Below are 14,240 nucleotides of genomic sequence, written 5' to 3'. Positions count from 1 at the left end.
GAGATGGCGATCCTAGACGACGAAATCCGAGTTCTCCTCAAGAAGAACAGGGATTTCCGAAACGTATGGACAGGGGAGTCCGCCGCCCACTTCGGGGCCCAGCTGACCAACTTCCTGCTCCCGCTGGTCGCGGTGACCGCCCTGCACGCTAGCGGTACCGAGGTGGGCCTCATCTCCGCCGTGCAGTTCGTCCCGGTCGTCCTGCTGTCGCTGGTCGCCGGGATGGTGGTCGACCGCTACCCGCCCCGCCGTACGCTGGTGCTCACCAGCCTGGTCCGGGGCGCCGCGCTGGGGCTCCTCGGCCTCGCCCAGGCCGCCGGGGGGCTGACGGCCACCCAGGTCGTGGCGGCCGCCGCGGTCATCGGCACGGCCACCGTCTTCTACGAGGTGGCCTACCAGTCCATCCTCCCCAAGATCGTCCCGATGGACGCCATCTCCTCGGCCAACGGACTGCACCAGGCCACCTACTCCATCAGTCAGCTCGCCGGCCCCTCGGCGGCGGGCTTCCTGGTGGGAAGGACGGGGCTCTCGCCCACCTGCGCCGTCACCGCCGCGCTCTTCGCGGGCGCGGCCTTCAGCGGATCACTCCTCCGCGGCGTCAAGGCCCCCGGGGTGCCGCGGCAGTCGGCACTGCGCTCGATCGGATCGGGGCTGCGGTACACCTGGTCCCTGCGGCCCCTGCGCGACCTGTGCACCCAGGCGGGCCTGTCCAACCTGCACGAGCAGTGCTTCCTGACCGTCTTCCTGATCTTCGCCGTCCGCGAGCTGGGCCTCGACGGCACCACCATCGGCGTGGCCATCGGCATCGGCAGCGTCGGCGCGCTGGTCGGCTCGCTGGTGGCCGCTCGCATCGGCGCCCGGTTCACCGTGGGCAGGGCGCTCACCTGGGGCGTGGTCCTGGCCGCCGTGGGCCTGCTCCTCGTCCCCGCCGTCGCGGTCTTCGACCTCGGTACCGTCGTCCTGGTGACCCTCTTCGCCCTCGCCTTCGTCGTGAACGGCTTCGGGGTGGCGCTCTTCAACGTCTTCGCGGTGAGCCTGCGCCAGACCATCCCGCCGGAGGACCAGTTGGGCGCGGTCACGGCGAGCTACCGGCTGGTGGCCCTCGGGACGCTGCCGCTCGGTGCCTTCGCCGGTGGGGCGCTGGCCGACGCGCTGGGGCCCGGCCGGGCCATCTGGATCGTCGGGGCCTCGTACCTGTGCGTCTCCTTCTGGCTGATGTTCTCGCCGCTGCGTTCCGCCACCACCCTCGAACAGGCCCGTGTGCTGGGTGAGGGGCCGCGGACCGCGGACACCGCCGGTGAGCGGCCCTCCACCTCCTGACCGGCCGCCTGCCCGCCCCGCATCACCTCCCGCCCCTTTGCCCGGACCCAGAGAGAGAAACGACGTGGCTGTTGAGCGAGATGTCCTGATCTACTCCAAGCGCTTCGAGGGCGGCGTACGCCTCGTCTCGCGCATGCTCTCGGACATAGGACGCCGCCCCGTCCTGGTCTCCGACGAGCCGGAGGACGTCAACCGCGATCACTGCGCGGCCCACATCGTCGTCGACTGGGAGCAGGCGAGCCTGGCGGAGCTGGTGGCGGCGGTCGACGCGGCGGGCGTGGAGCCGACCGCCGTCGTCAACTTCGTCGACTCGCTGATCTCCTGGCAGGTGCGCACGGCGCGGCACTACGGGCTGCCGGGCGGGGAGCGCGGCCGGGAGGTCCTGCTGAGCAAGGCGCGGGTGCGGGCGGCCATGACGGACCGGGGCCTGTCCTCGCTCCCGTTCGTCGCGGGAACCGTCGCCGCCCTGGATGTCGAGGCGGTCACCGCGTACCCCGTCATCGTCAAGCCCGATCAGGACTCGGGTGGTTCACGGCTCGTCCGCCGCGCCGAGAACGCCGTGGAACTCCGCTCCCGCCTCAAGGACCTGGCCGACATCATGGGCCCGGACACGGACGCCATCGTGGAGGAGTACATCGACGGCGTCGAGTTCTCGGTCGACGGTCCGGTGCTGGAGGGCCTGTTCCACCCGCTCTTCGAGGTCGAGAAGACCGAGCACGACAACCAGCGGCACCACGACGCGGGACTCCTCATCTCGCCCCCGCCCTCCGCGCACGTCCGGCAGGCCGTGCGCGATCTCTCGGAGCGGATCGGGACCCTCTGCGCCTCTCTCGGCCTGGAGGGCAGCTGGTTCCATGTCGAAGGGCGGGCGCGCGCGGACGGCAGCTGTGAGCTGGTCGAGATCAACCCGCGTCCCGGTGGCCGGATGTACCGGGCGGCCACCCAGCGGACCTGCGGGGTCGACCCCATCGACATGTCGGTCCGCATGGCGCTCGGCGAGCGGCTGGACGACGCCCTGGCGGGGGCGACGCGCGGCGGCGCCGAGCTGCTGGCCATGCTCCCCTTCGAGGCCGACCGGGTCGGCACCCTGGTGAGTGCCACCCCCGTCGAGGAGCTCAAGCGGATTCCCGGAGTGGTGGACGGCTATCTGTTCGACAACTTCCGGGTGGTGACGATGGAGCGGGAGAACTTCTTCGCCGAGGCCATGATCATCGCGGACGGCGTCGCCGATCTCCATGAGATCGCCGAACAGGTCCGCTCGGTCTTCACCTTCACCTTCGAGTGACCCGCGACGGCGGCATCAGGCTCATGGCCCGGACGGGGCCCGCCGCTCCCCGCTGGGGGCGACGGGCGCGGCATAGCAGTGCACCGTCACCGTCTCGGTGGGGCCCCAGCGCTGGTCGACGGTGTCCAGCAAGGTCCACCCCAGCCGTTCGTACAGGGCCACGGCCGAGGTGTCGGACGTCAGCACGTCCAGCACCGGATGGCGCCGTCGCCGCCGGGCCTCGCCCGCGGCCCGCTCCATCAGCAGGGCGCCGACCCCCCGGCCGCGCAGCGTAGGGGCCACGAACAGCCGGCTGATCACGGCGGTCGCCTCGACGGGCGTCCCGGCCCGGCGGCTCCACAGGCCCGGCGCCCGGTCCTCCACCCCGCCCTCGGACAGGCCGACATGACCGACGATCCGACCCTCCAGCTCGGCCACCCAGGCGGCGAACAGGGCGGGCCGGGCCAGCCAGTCACCGGGACGCTCGGGCCAGTTCTCCGGGTAGCCGTCCCGCTGGTGCACCTCGGCCAGCAGCTCCACGCAGGCGTCGAGATCCGCGTCCTCGCGCTGCCGTACACCGCAGCCGGAAGCCTCTTCCGTCAGGGGCCGTACCGGTTGTTCCACCCCAGAATGAAACCACGGCGGGACCGCTCTCGCGTGGCGGCGACGAACCGGGGCCGAACCCGGAGCCGACCCGCTCACGCGCCTTTCGTCAGCGGCGTCCTCGGCCGCGGCTGAGCCAGTGCCAACCGGGGTTTGCGCGCGGCCCAGTGGTGGACGGCCGTCGTCATCGCCTGGGCCGGGTCCCGTACGGGGTGCGTCGGGGTGAAGGGGGTGGTCATGCTGGTGTAGCTCTGGAACATGGCCAGGAGTTTGACCGCCTCGCTCTGGAAGGGGGAGAGGTAGCGGTCGGCGAGGGGGCGCCACCGGCGGGGCGCCGTGCGTGGCGCGGAAGGTGTTCAGTGCCGTGCAGGTCACGTCGATGAGCGTGGCGAGGCGCAGGCTCGCGGAGCCGGCGGCCACGATCTCGGTGCGGGCGGGGGGCGGACGATCGTCAGGGGGCCGGGGTGCTCCTCGCGCACCACCTCCTCGCACCGGATGGGTGTCCCGGCCGGCGAGGGCGAGGACCGCGCGCAGCGGTTCCACGTTGGCGGCCGGCGTCTCCGCACGGGTCATCGTCCACCGGGTGGAGGCAGTACGCACACCTCAGAACTTGGACCAGAACCACGACTCGTGAACCAAGCCACCGGCTGTCACCGGTTCCTCGACGACCAGACGCGCGGCCGTAGGCGCTCGCCCTGGGGTCCGAACATGATCAGGTACTCGACCGGGCCGCCGGGGCCGGCGTTCGCCACCCCATGCGGGGTGCGGGTGTCGAACTCGGCGACGTCGCCGGGGGCCAGGACGAGGTCCTCGACGCCGAGGGCGAGCCAGAGCCGCCCGTACAGGACGCACAGCCACTCGTGGCCGTCGTGGGAGACCTGGCGGGGCCGCGCGGGCGGCTTATCGAGGGCGGGCAGGACGTGCTTGTGGGCGTGCAGGCCGCCGACGTACCGGGTCAGCGGCAGCACCGCCTTGTCGTCGCCGAAGCTCAGCGGCGCCGCAGCACGCGGCTCGGCCCCGGCGCCGGGCGCGGTACCGGCCAGCTCGTCCAGGGAGACGCCGTATTCCTTCGACAGGTGCAGCAGCACCTCCAGGGTGGGCTTGCGCCGGCCGGTCTCGATCCGGGACAGCGTGCTGGTCGAGAGGCCGGTCGCGCAGCTGACACCGGCGAGCGTCGCGCCATAGTGCTCGCGCGCGGCCCGCAGCCGGGACCCCATCGCGGCCAGCGTGCCGTCCACGTCGTCGACTGCCACCTTTCCCGCTCCTTCTTGTCGATAGTGCCGCTCCATCGCTCTGTGCTGCGAGTTTGCCAGAATGGCAAGGCTGATCGCCTCGGGCGGGTGCCGCGTCGCATGATCGAGGACAGCCGCGCCCACCGCGAACCGAGGAGAAGCCCATGCAGCCCGAGCCGGCCACCGCGTTCCGTCACCGCACCGTCGAGGCCCCGGCCGGACGCCTCCACCTGGTCGAGCAGGGCACCGGCCCGCTGGTCCTGCTCGTGCACGGCTTCCCCGAGTCCTGGTACTCCTGGCGCCATCAGCTCCCGGCCCTCGCCGCGGCCGGCTACCGGGCGGCGGCGATCGACGTACGCGGCTACGGCCGCTCCTCCAAGCCGGAGGCGACGGAGTCCTACCGGATACTCGACCTGGTGGAGGACAACATCGCCGTCGTGCGCGCCCTCGGCGAGGAGAGCGCGGTGATCGTCGGCCACGACTGGGGCTCCAACATCGCCGCCACCTCCGCCCTGCTGCACCCCGAGGTCTTCCGCGCCGTCGGCCTGCTGAGCGTCCCCTACGCGCCGCCCGGCGGTCCCCGCCCCACCGACGTCTTCGGCCGGATCGGCGGCTCCGAGCAGGAGTTCTACGTCTCCTACTTCCAGGAGCCCGGCCGCGCCGAGGCGGAGATCGAGCCCGACGTCCGGGGCTGGCTCGCGGGCTTCTACGCAGCCATGTCCGCCGACACCATGCCGGCCGGGAGCGAGCCCGACCCGCACTTCGTCACCCGCGGCGACGGCCGACTGCGCGACCGCTTCCCCGCAGGGATTCTCCCGGCCTGGCTGAGCGAGACCGACCTCGACGTCTACGCCGGGGAGTTCGAGCGCACCGGCCTGACCGGCGCCCTCAACCGCTACCGCAACATGGACCGCGACTGGGAAGACCTCGCCCCTCACCGCGGAGCCCCCATCAAACAGCCGTCCCTGTTCGCCGGCGGCGCGCTGGACGCGTCCACCACCTGGATGGCCGACGCCATCGACGCCTACCCCACCACCCTCCCCGCCCTGTCCGCCTCCTCCCTCCTGGACGGCTGCGGCCACTGGATCCAGCAGGAACGCCCCCACGAGGTCAACAGCCTGCTGACCGACTGGCTCGCCACCCTCCAGGACTGAACCAGGCGGGCCGTCCGGGCACCTTGAGAGGGGGTGCCTTCCGGGAGAGGGGGTGCCTTCCGGGTGACCGCGCCGAGGGCGCGTATGGCGGTCTGCTCGGTGACGCCGAACAGTCGCACCACACGTACTCCACCACACCAGTGACAACAAGCGTGCCTACGTGACGGCTATCGTGCCCCCGCGCCCCGGGCCTCGCGCCGACTGGTTCGCCGCGGGCGCGCTGTGCGCCCTCTTCTCGGCGACGTACCGCGTCTCCCCGCACAGCAACCGCGTCGGCCCGCGCACCGAGGGGCCCCGCCGGCGCGGGCGAGGCCCGGTGAACTGCCCACCGAGGGCATGGTGCTCGGGTCGGTGCAGGTCCCCCCCGGACGGGCGCCCGGTCGTCTTCCCCGAACGACCATCCGACGACCGGCGGGTATCCGGTGATCGGGGTCGTCACGGAACTCGGCCTGGCAGCGGCCGCCCAGGCCCATGCCGGGACACCGGTGCGGTTCACGCCGGGGTGACGGACCGCGCCCCGGCCCGGCGTGGACACCCGGCGCGGGCACGTCGGACTGTGTGACGGAATGCCGTACCACTGCCGCGTCACCGCGCGTTCGCAGGCGAAGCCCTCGGCTGCCGCGAGCCCGTGCCGTGGTCCGGAACCTGCGTCGTCGGGCGGAGGCCCCGGACCACGGTAGTGCGTCGACCGCAGCCGAAGACTGCGGCTTCCGTCGCACCACGGACGCCTGACTCAGCCGAACACCTGGCGCCCGCCCACGAAGGTCTGCTCCACCCGCGTCGCACCGATTTCCTCGGGCGGCCCGGCGAACGGATCACGGTCGAGTACGACCAGGTCCGCCAGGTACCCCTCGGCGACCGTGCCCGTCTCGTGGTCGAGGTGGTTCACGTAGGCGCTGCCGGCCGTGTACGCGGTCAGCGCGTCGTGCAGCCCGATGCGCTCCCCGGGCAGGAAGACCGGCGTGTCCGCGGGCGCTTCCGGTACCACCCGGTTCACCGCCACGTGGATGCCCTGGAGCGGATCGGGGCTGCTCACCGGCCAGTCGCTGCCCGCCGCGAGCGTCGCCCCCGACCGCAGAAGCGCCCCGAACGGGTACTGCCACGACGCCCGCTCCGCGCCCAGGAACGGGATGGTCAACTCGTCCATCTGCGGCTCGTGCGCCGCCCACAGCGGCTGGAGGTTGGCCGTCGCGCCCAGCTCACGGAACCGGCCGATGTCGTCCGGGTGTACCACTTGGAGATGGGCCAGGTGCGGCCGGGTGTCCGTACGGCCGTTGGCCCGCCGGGCCGCCTCCACCGCGTCCAGCGCCTCCCGCACCGCGCGGTCGCCCAGCGCGTGGAAGTGCACCTGGAAACCATGGGCGTCCAGCTCGGTGACGTAGGTCTTCAGGTCCTCCGGCGGCACGAAGCTGATCCCGCTGTTGTCGGACACGCACCCGCAGCCGTCCAGGTACGGGCCGAGCAGCGCCGCCGTGCCGTTCTCGGCGACCCCGTCCTGCATGATCTTCACAGTCGTCGAGCGGAGCCGGCCCCGGGTGCCCGCCGCGCGCCGGGCCAGCAACTCCTCGATCTGCTCGGTGCCGTGCGCGCGGTCCCACCACAGCGCGCCGACGACCCGCGCGGTGAGGGATCCGTCCTCCGCGCAGGCCAGGTACGCGTCGGTGGGATCGGTGAGGTTGGCGTGTTCGCCGAGGAGGGCGTCCTGCCAGGCGGTGATGCCGAGCGAGTGCAGCAGTTGCTGGGCGCGCAGCAGCCCGGCCACCCGCTCCTCGCGGGTGACCCGGGGGACCAGACGGCCCACCAGGTTGGCGGCTCCCTCCTGGAGCATGCCCGTCGGCGTGCCGTCCGGGTGCCGCTCGATCCGCCCGTCGGGCGGGTCGAGGGTACGGGCGTCGAGTCCCGCCCGCTCCAGGGCGCGGGAGTTGACCCAGGCGCCGTGGTGGTCGCGGTTGACCAGATAGACCGGCCGGTCGGACACGAGGTCGTCCATCTCGGCCGCCGTCGGCAGGCCGCCGGGGAACGCCTCCATCGCCCAGCCGCCACCGGTGATCCACTCGGCGTCGGCGTGCCTCCGGGCGTACGCGGCGATCCGCTCCCGGTACTCGGCCCGGGTCACCGCCCCGCTCAGGTCGCACTGGCCCATTTCCAGGCCGCCGCCGACGGGGTGCGCGTGCGCGTCCTGGAAGCCCGGCACCAGCAGCCGGCCGGCCAGGTCCACGATCTCGGTGCGCGGACCGATCAGCTCGTGCACCTCGTCGTGCCCGACGGCGACGACCCGCTCTCCGCGCACAGCCACGGTGGTCGCCCGGGACCGGGCCGGCGAGCCGGTGTGGACCGGACCGCCGGTGAAGACCAGGTCAGCGGTAGTGGTGTCGGACATGAGGACAGCTCCAAGTGTCGGGTCGGTAAGGCTCTTACGGACGCAGTCGGTGTCCCGGCTGCTACGGGTTCTACGGGCGTCAGGAAGCTTCGGTCGCGGCCAGCGGGACCGCTTCGGAGCCGACATCGGCGCTGTGTCCGGCGACGAAGTACGGCGAGCGGCGGTGGTACTTGGCGACGGCCGCCATGACGAGCCCCGACAGCACGATCGCGGCGGGCACCGACAGCATGAACCAGCCGTTGTCCGGGCTGAGCTCGAAGTGGCCGCTCATCGTCGCGTAGTCCCGGCCGAGGTAGCAGCCGATGCCCAGCAGCGCGAGCCCGCTCACTCCGGGCGCGACGACCGCCCGCAGCGCCTCGCGGGGCGCCGTGCGCAGCATGCCTCGGAAGCGCACCGCGCAGGCGAGCGCGGTCAGGCCGTAGTACAGGGCGACCACGAGGCCGATCGAGTTCACGGCCGCGAGGATCATCTCGTTCAGCTTGGGGATGGCGAGCGCCAGCAGCGCCACGGCCGCAGAGATCGACGTGACGAGGACGGTGCCGACCGCCGGGGAGCCGTAGCGCGGGCTGACCCGCGTCCACACCTGGCCCATCGTGCGGTCCCGGCCCATCGCCAGCAGCCCGCGCGCCGTCGGGATCACGCTGGACTGCAGTGACGCCACTGCCGAGAACAGCAGTGCCAGCAGCGGCAGGCTCGCCCAAGGCTCGTCCGCGAGCTTCACGCCGAGGTAGGTGAGCGCCTGCGGTCCCTGCTCCAGGAGCTCGGGCAGCGACATCTCGCGCTGGAAGGCCACGGACCCGTACAGGAACAGCGCCAGCATGGTGAACAGCGCGATGAATCCGCCGCGGCCCGCGTCCCGTACGTCGTGGGTCTCCTCGGTGACGCTGAACGCCGCGTCCCAGCCCCAGAAGAAGAACACCGCGAGGACCAGGCCCTGGGCGAAGCCGGTGCCGTCGTGCACGGCGAACGGGTTCAGCCACGACCAGGAGAAAGCGTGCGCGCCGGTGGCCATCGCCCAGCCGCAGTAGCCGAGCAGCACCGCGTACTCGAAGACCAGCAGCCACGCCTGGAGCCGGGTCGCCTTGCGCACCCCGGTGACGGCGGTGACCGTGACGGCCGCCAGCACCACCAGGCCGACCAGGGTGGACAGCGCCGTCGAGTTCGGGTCGAGGCGCAGCCCGCCGGCCGAGTGCAGCCGGGCCTTGTTCGCGAACTGGAGGACCACCGAACCGGTCACCGCGCTCGTGTACGCCATGAAGATCAGGGTGCCGACCAGCGTGACCCAGCCGGTGAGGAAGCCGAGCCAGGGACCGAGCGAGCGACCGACCCAGACGTAGCCGCTGCCCATGTTCCGCTCGTGCCGGTTGAGCCGGGCGTACGCCGTCGCGATGCCGAGGATCGGGACGAACGCCACCAGCAGGACCGCCGGCGCCTGAAGGCCCACGGTCGCGGCGAGCGAGCCCATGCCGATGCCGATACTCGTGGTGGCGGCCGTGCTGGAGGCCGCGATGGCGATGCCGTCGACGACGCCCAGGGAACGCCGCAGGACGGGGGGTTCACTTCTCATGGGCAGACTCCTGGAGCCGGAGAACGGGAGGTGCGGGGGGAGGCTGCGATCAAACCGGCCTTGTCAACATTGCGTCAATGGTGTTGACATAAGGCGTCCACGGAACGGTTCAGAGCCGAGAGAAGGGGCGCGCACAGTGACGAATGGGCGGATTCCGGCGGAGCGGCGACGGCGCAGACCGACCAGGTCGGGGGTGCTGCTGTCCGAGGACGTGATCGTCGACTGCGCGCTGCGGCTCGTCGGGCAGCACGGCCCGGACGCGCTGAGCGTGCGGCGGCTGGGCGCCGCGCTCGGCTGCGATCCGAGCGCGTTGTACCGGTACTTCCACAACACCGACGATCTGCTGCTGTCCGTCGCCGACCGGATCATCGGCGACGCGATGGCCGGGTTCCAGCCCGACCGCATGCCGTGGCGGGACGCGCTGCGCGAGATGGCGCTGCGGATCCACCGCGGCTACCGGGAGCAGCCGCGGGTGGCCGCGCTCGCCGCGTACCGGGTGACGCGGCGGCCCCACGAGGTCAGGGCCGTGGACGCGGGGATCGGGCTGCTGCGCCGGGCCGGGTTCGGCGACGCCGACGCCGTACGCCACTATTCGGCGTTCGTCGACACCGTGCTGGGCCACGCGGCCCTCGACGCCGCCCACCTGGCGCTCCCGCCGGAGCGCCGCGAGGCCGACGACCGGGCCTGGACCGGCGCCTACGCCGAGCTGCCCGACACCGACCACCCGCACCTGGCCGCGGCGCGCGCGGAGTTGCCCCTGATGGCGGGCAGCTCGTTCGAGACGGCGCTGGAACTGCTCCTGAGCGCGCTGGGAGCGGCGGCGCCGGGGGGCACGCCCTGAGGCACCGTGGGGGACACCAGCCGGGCGGTGCACGGCGTCCGTCCGGAGCAGGAGGACTCGTATGCACGCAGTCTTCGGACACACCGGAACCGCCGGACTCGCCGCTCTGGTCGGCCGACCAGCTCGACCCGGCCCCGCCACGGCCCGACCAGGCCGCACATCTGACGGGCAGACCCACCCCGGCCTCATAAGCCGCGACCGGACGACCACGACTGATCCCGCCGTCAGTTCTTCCCTGGGATTGGTCGGCCTGGCGGCGATAACGGTCCCCGAGGCCCGGTCTCTGGCCCTCGGTGTGTGGGCGGCGAGGGTCCGTCCGATCACGCGGCAGCCAGAGCGTCGACGGCTACCGGATGTCGCGATGAGTTCGGCCGTCTCTGCCAGTCTGTGCATATGCCGTGTGGTCCGATGACCTCGCGACGACCCGCAACCGCTGCCTCCAGAGAGAAGCTGATGTCCGACACCACCTGCCACATGTCGATCTCTCTCGACGGCTTCGTCGCCGGAGCCGAGCAGAGCCGAGACCATCCGCTGGGCAAGCGCGGCCAAGAGCTGCACGGCTGGCACATCGGCGACCCGCGCGCGACCGAAGCCGACCGTAAGGCCACCAGTTGGCTGATGCGCCCGCGTGGTGCCTACGTCATGGGCCGGAACATGTTCGGGCCCATCCGAGGTGAGTGGAACGAGAGCTGGGACGGATGGTGGGGCCCCGAGCCCCCCTACCACGCCCCGGTCTTCGTGCTCACCCACTACGCCCACGAACCGATCGAGATGGCGGGAGGGACCACTTTCCACTTCGTCACCGAAGGCTTCGACGCCGCTTACGCGCAGGCGCTCGAGGCCGCCGATGGCAGGGGTGTGGACATCGCCGGCGGTGCTTCGACGGTTCGACAGGCACTCGACGCCGGCGTGATCGATGAGCTCACCCTCGACATCGCACCTGTCCTACTCGGCAGCGGCGAGCGCCTGTTCGACGGCGTCGAGACCTTCGACTTCGAGCCCGTCGAGGTGCTCAGCTCTCCGTTGACCACTCATATCCGCTACCGCAGACGAGACGCCGGATGAGCGGCAACCGGGCGTTCCCGTCCCGCAGTACCTGCTCCCGGTCGGCGTAGAAGTCGCGTATCTCCGGGTGCACCGGGGGAGTCACCGTTTTTCGGGTGTTGGTGGTGGTGGTGTGGGTGTTTTTAGAGTTGTTCCATGGTGAAGTCTTCTTTGGTGGCGCCGCAGGTGGGGCATTGCCAGGTGGGGGGATGTTTTCCCAGGGGGTGCCGGGGGGGATGCCTTCGTCGGGGAGGCCGAGGGTTTCGTAGTAGACCCAGCCGCAGAGGAGGCACATCCAGGTGCGTGTGCCGGGGGTGTTGTTCATGGTGTTCCTTTGTGGCGCGCGTGCGTGTGGGTGTGGGTGTGGGTGTGGGTGTGGGTGTTGGTGTGCGTCTGCGGGTGTGGGTTGGTGTGGGTGTGTGTGTGGGGGTGTGGGTGGGTGGTGGGTGGGGTGAGGTGTTGGGTGGTGAAGTGGGTGAGGTGGGTGGTGGTGGTGGGGGAGGTGAGGATGCTCATGTGGCCGCCGTTGGTGGCGGTGAGGCGGGCGTTTTTCAGGCCGGTTGTCACTGCTTGGGCGTCGGTGTAGGGGACGAGGGGGTCGCCCGGGTCGTGGAGGACGAGGGTGGGGAGGTCGAGTGGGGCGCCGAGTCCTACGAGGTCCCAGTGGGTGACGGGGACGCCGTTGCGGTGGTGGAGTTCCTGGCGGATCTGGTGGATGAGGGTGGGGGTGAGGTGGAGTCCGGCGCCGTCCCAGCGTTCGAGGACGTGGCCGAGGGTGGCGCATGGGGCGATCAGTACCGCGCATTGGGGTGGGTGGCCGGTGTGTGTGGCGAGGGCGCCGATCGCGGCGATGGCGCCGAGGGAGTGGGCGACTATCACGCGTACGTCGCCGAGGGTGTCGAGGACGGCGCCGACGGCGTGGGTGTACTGGGTCATGGTGGCCTGGTTGCCGGGGCGTGCGCCGTGGGCGGGTCCGTCGAACGCGGCGACGCGTAGTCCGTGGGCGCGTAGTGGGGGGACGAGGGAGTGCATGCTGCTGCTGTTGGCGGCCCATCCGTGGACGAGGAGCGCGCTGCCCTGGGTGGCGTTCTCGTTCCACAGGAACCCGTCGGTGACGTGGTCGTCGCCGTGGACGGTGAAGGGGACCGCGCCCAGGGGCAGGACGTCGTCGGGGTGCAGTCCGTAGGTGCGGGTGCTGGAGAACACGTCGGTGGCCCAGCGTGCCGCCAGGCGGGGTGTCAGCGCGGTCGCTGTGCGGTGGGCGTGGCGGCGTATCCACCGGCTGGTCACGGGGCGCTCTTCGTGGGCGAGGGCACGGTGGTGTTCGGTTCCACCTTGTTGCGCGCGAGGTCCGCGTAGTACCCGGACTCGGTGTCGTAGAAGTGCAGGTGGCGCACGATGTCCCACATCTGCCCGAACGAGAACCGGCGTTCGCGGACCATTCCCGGGTAGCGGGCCTTGAGTGTTTCCTGTGCTTTGGGCAGGTTGTAGTAGGGGATGACGGGGGCGACGTGGTGGGCGGTGTGGATGGAGATGTTGTGTGTCAGGAACAGCAGCCAGCGCGGGTACACGTAGTCGGTGGTGACCAGGAGCCGGCTGGCGTTGCGTGTCCAGTGCTCGGCGGTCAGGTAGGGGATGTCGCTGGCGCTGTGGTGCATCAGTGTGGTGGCGCTGAACCAGGCGTGGGTGGCGAGCCAGGGCGCGACGAAGTAGATCAGCAGTCCGGTGAAGCCGGTGAAGTAGACCAGCGCGGCGGCGTAGGGCACGGTCACCGCGGCGACGAACAGCATCGAGCGCCGTACCTCGCGTCGCTGGCCCGCTTTGGGGAAGAAGCCGGGGCGCAGGGCGGATTCGGCCCAGTAGTTGATGGTGCCGCCCCAGAACGCCCAGGTGCGCGTGGACACGTACACCGTCTTGTCCCACAGCGACATCCGTTCGAACATGCCGGCCGGTACGGGGCGCCAGTCGGTGTCGAATTCGAGGTGGTTGGTGCTGCTGTGGTGCATGTTGTGGACGTGCCGCCAGGCGTGGAAGGGGTAGATCAGCGGCAGCAGTGCTGTGTGCCCGATCGCGTAGTTGAACCTGCGTGAACGCGAGAACGAGCCGTGTCCGCAGTCGTGGGCGATGCAGTGCAGTCCCCAGCCGCCGAGTCCCGCCACGATCCACAGCGGGATCCACAGCAGCGGGCTCGGCGCGTACGCCACGCCCACGAGGGCGCCCGCGTAGAGCAGCCAGCTGACCGTGAACCCGATCAGGCCGCGGCTGACGCGCGGCTCGAAGTACTCCTTGGGTATCGCGCCCGCCAGGCGTTCCCCCTCCAGCTGCTCCGCCTGGCGCATGAAGGCCCGGAAGGTCTCCTGCGGTGCCGAGGGGAAGTCGAATGCACCCATGTCCTGTTCTCCTTCCTCTTCTTCTGCCCGGTGGCTAGAGCTTGAGTTCCGCGGCGAGGTGTTCGGTGAGCGCGTCGATGGACTGGTACTCGTAGAGCAGGCCGGGGGACAGGCGGCGTTCGATGACCTTCTCCAGGGCGCCGGAGACCTGCACGGCGACGCGTGAGTCCAGGCCGTAGGCTTCGAACGTCTTGGAGGTGTCGATGTCCTCGCGGGGTATCTCGACGTGGACGACGAGGTAGTCGACGAGCCACTGGCGCAACGCCTGTTCGGTCAGGGGCCCCTGGGGACGCTGGACCTTCTTGCGGTTGAACATGGATGTGCCCTTTCCTCTCTCACCTGCTGGGTGCGGCCCCCGGTTGCGGGGCCCGCGATGGTGCGTCTGCCGGGTGCGGCCCCCGTTTCTCGGGCCGCGGTGATGCGTCTGCCGGGTGCGGCCCCTGTG

The 14,240-nt window shown here is 71.2% G+C and carries 14 protein-coding genes and 1 pseudogene; 6 read left to right on the top strand and 9 right to left on the bottom strand.

Going from position 1 to position 14,240, the window contains the following annotated elements:
• The first annotated feature begins 3 nt into the window (after positions 1–3).
• Together GHR20_RS00120 and GHR20_RS00115 are read left to right on the top strand one after the other, a co-directional pair.
• Complete coding sequence (locus tag GHR20_RS00120; RefSeq protein WP_194858750.1) at positions 4–1,320, top strand: MFS transporter; 1,317 nt, start codon at positions 4–6, stop codon at positions 1,318–1,320.
• Positions 1,321–1,384: 64 nt separating this feature from the next.
• The gene (locus GHR20_RS00115; protein ID WP_153811720.1) at positions 1,385–2,605 is read left to right on the top strand and encodes an ATP-grasp domain-containing protein; all 1,221 of its coding nucleotides are present in this window, start codon (positions 1,385–1,387) and stop codon (positions 2,603–2,605) included.
• A gap of 21 nt (positions 2,606–2,626) precedes the next feature.
• Here GHR20_RS00115 and GHR20_RS00110 read toward each other — a convergent pair whose 3' ends face one another.
• The 3 genes from GHR20_RS00110 to GHR20_RS00100 all read right to left on the bottom strand — a co-directional run bounded on the left by GHR20_RS00110 (position 2,627) and on the right by GHR20_RS00100 (position 4,440).
• Complete coding sequence (locus GHR20_RS00110; RefSeq protein ID WP_243877801.1) at positions 2,627–3,208, bottom strand: GNAT family N-acetyltransferase; 582 nt, start codon at positions 3,206–3,208, stop codon at positions 2,627–2,629.
• Between the two features lie 74 nt (positions 3,209–3,282).
• Positions 3,283–3,447 (bottom strand): hypothetical protein, encoded by a 165-nt coding sequence (locus tag GHR20_RS00105; protein WP_153811719.1) that lies wholly within the window; start codon positions 3,445–3,447, stop codon positions 3,283–3,285.
• A gap of 390 nt (positions 3,448–3,837) precedes the next feature.
• The gene (locus GHR20_RS00100) at positions 3,838–4,440 is read right to left on the bottom strand and encodes an XRE family transcriptional regulator (RefSeq protein ID WP_153811718.1); all 603 of its coding nucleotides are present in this window, start codon (positions 4,438–4,440) and stop codon (positions 3,838–3,840) included.
• A 143-nt stretch (positions 4,441–4,583) separates the two neighbouring features.
• Here GHR20_RS00100 and GHR20_RS00095 point away from each other — a divergent pair, with 143 nt between their 5' ends.
• The gene (locus GHR20_RS00095) at positions 4,584–5,573 is read left to right on the top strand and encodes an alpha/beta hydrolase (RefSeq protein ID WP_153811717.1); all 990 of its coding nucleotides are present in this window, start codon (positions 4,584–4,586) and stop codon (positions 5,571–5,573) included.
• A gap of 169 nt (positions 5,574–5,742) precedes the next feature.
• Positions 5,743–6,079 (top strand): annotated as a pseudogene (locus tag GHR20_RS00090) (allophanate hydrolase subunit 2 family protein); the annotation flags it as partial.
• Between the two features lie 227 nt (positions 6,080–6,306).
• On the opposite strand, the gene GHR20_RS00085 reads toward GHR20_RS00090, so the two are convergent.
• Together GHR20_RS00085 and GHR20_RS00080 are read right to left on the bottom strand one after the other, a co-directional pair.
• On the bottom strand, positions 6,307–7,953 hold the full coding sequence (locus GHR20_RS00085; protein WP_153811716.1) for an amidohydrolase: 1,647 nt from the start codon (positions 7,951–7,953) through the stop codon (positions 6,307–6,309).
• A 79-nt stretch (positions 7,954–8,032) separates the two neighbouring features.
• Complete coding sequence (locus GHR20_RS00080; protein WP_153811715.1) at positions 8,033–9,520, bottom strand: APC family permease; 1,488 nt, start codon at positions 9,518–9,520, stop codon at positions 8,033–8,035.
• A gap of 193 nt (positions 9,521–9,713) precedes the next feature.
• On the opposite strand from GHR20_RS00080, the gene GHR20_RS00075 reads away from it, so the two are divergent.
• Both GHR20_RS00075 and GHR20_RS00070 read left to right on the top strand, forming a co-directional pair.
• The gene (locus tag GHR20_RS00075; RefSeq protein WP_153811714.1) at positions 9,714–10,361 is read left to right on the top strand and encodes a TetR/AcrR family transcriptional regulator C-terminal domain-containing protein; all 648 of its coding nucleotides are present in this window, start codon (positions 9,714–9,716) and stop codon (positions 10,359–10,361) included.
• A gap of 453 nt (positions 10,362–10,814) precedes the next feature.
• On the top strand, positions 10,815–11,426 hold the full coding sequence (locus GHR20_RS00070; protein WP_153811713.1) for a dihydrofolate reductase family protein: 612 nt from the start codon (positions 10,815–10,817) through the stop codon (positions 11,424–11,426).
• Here the strand turns inward: GHR20_RS00070 and GHR20_RS37165 are convergent.
• The 4 genes from GHR20_RS37165 to GHR20_RS00050 are packed head-to-tail and all read right to left on the bottom strand — an operon-like array spanning position 11,374 to position 14,111.
• Positions 11,374–11,700, bottom strand: coding sequence for a rubredoxin (locus GHR20_RS37165; protein WP_243878272.1), 327 nt, complete (start codon positions 11,698–11,700; stop codon positions 11,374–11,376). The genes GHR20_RS00070 and GHR20_RS37165 overlap by 53 nt on opposite strands.
• Before the next feature lie 26 nt (positions 11,701–11,726).
• Positions 11,727–12,695 (bottom strand): alpha/beta fold hydrolase, encoded by a 969-nt coding sequence (locus GHR20_RS00060; protein ID WP_153811711.1) that lies wholly within the window; start codon positions 12,693–12,695, stop codon positions 11,727–11,729.
• Positions 12,692–13,795, bottom strand: coding sequence for a fatty acid desaturase (locus tag GHR20_RS00055; protein ID WP_153811710.1), 1,104 nt, complete (start codon positions 13,793–13,795; stop codon positions 12,692–12,694). Before GHR20_RS00055 ends, GHR20_RS00060 begins: the two co-directional genes overlap by 4 nt.
• A gap of 34 nt (positions 13,796–13,829) precedes the next feature.
• Complete coding sequence (locus GHR20_RS00050) at positions 13,830–14,111, bottom strand: acyl carrier protein (protein ID WP_111587062.1); 282 nt, start codon at positions 14,109–14,111, stop codon at positions 13,830–13,832.
• Positions 14,112–14,240: the final 129 nt, after the last annotated feature.

The organism is Streptomyces sp. SUK 48 (genome assembly GCF_009650765.1).
GTDB lineage: Bacteria > Actinomycetota > Actinomycetes > Streptomycetales > Streptomycetaceae > Streptomyces.
The sequence above is the reverse complement of the archived record's forward strand: the minus strand, read 5'-3'. Positions and strand labels throughout refer to the sequence as shown.

Excerpts from the sequence above, each read along its gene's own strand:
- GHR20_RS00120 (WP_194858750.1), top strand. The coding sequence starts at position 4 with ATGGCGATCCTAGACGACGAAATCCGAGTTCTCCTCAAGAAGAACAGG.
- GHR20_RS00105 (WP_153811719.1), bottom strand. The coding sequence starts at position 3,447 with ATGTTCCAGAGCTACACCAGCATGACCACCCCCTTCACCCCGACGCAC.
- GHR20_RS00095 (WP_153811717.1), top strand. The coding sequence starts at position 4,584 with ATGCAGCCCGAGCCGGCCACCGCGTTCCGTCACCGCACCGTCGAGGCC.
- GHR20_RS00085 (WP_153811716.1), bottom strand. The coding sequence starts at position 7,953 with ATGTCCGACACCACTACCGCTGACCTGGTCTTCACCGGCGGTCCGGTC.
- GHR20_RS00080 (WP_153811715.1), bottom strand. The coding sequence starts at position 9,520 with ATGAGAAGTGAACCCCCCGTCCTGCGGCGTTCCCTGGGCGTCGTCGAC.
- GHR20_RS00070 (WP_153811713.1), top strand. The coding sequence starts at position 10,815 with ATGTCCGACACCACCTGCCACATGTCGATCTCTCTCGACGGCTTCGTC.
- GHR20_RS37165 (WP_243878272.1), bottom strand. The coding sequence starts at position 11,700 with ATGTGCCTCCTCTGCGGCTGGGTCTACTACGAAACCCTCGGCCTCCCC.
- GHR20_RS00055 (WP_153811710.1), bottom strand. The coding sequence starts at position 13,795 with ATGGGTGCATTCGACTTCCCCTCGGCACCGCAGGAGACCTTCCGGGCC.
- GHR20_RS00050 (WP_111587062.1), bottom strand. The coding sequence starts at position 14,111 with ATGTTCAACCGCAAGAAGGTCCAGCGTCCCCAGGGGCCCCTGACCGAA.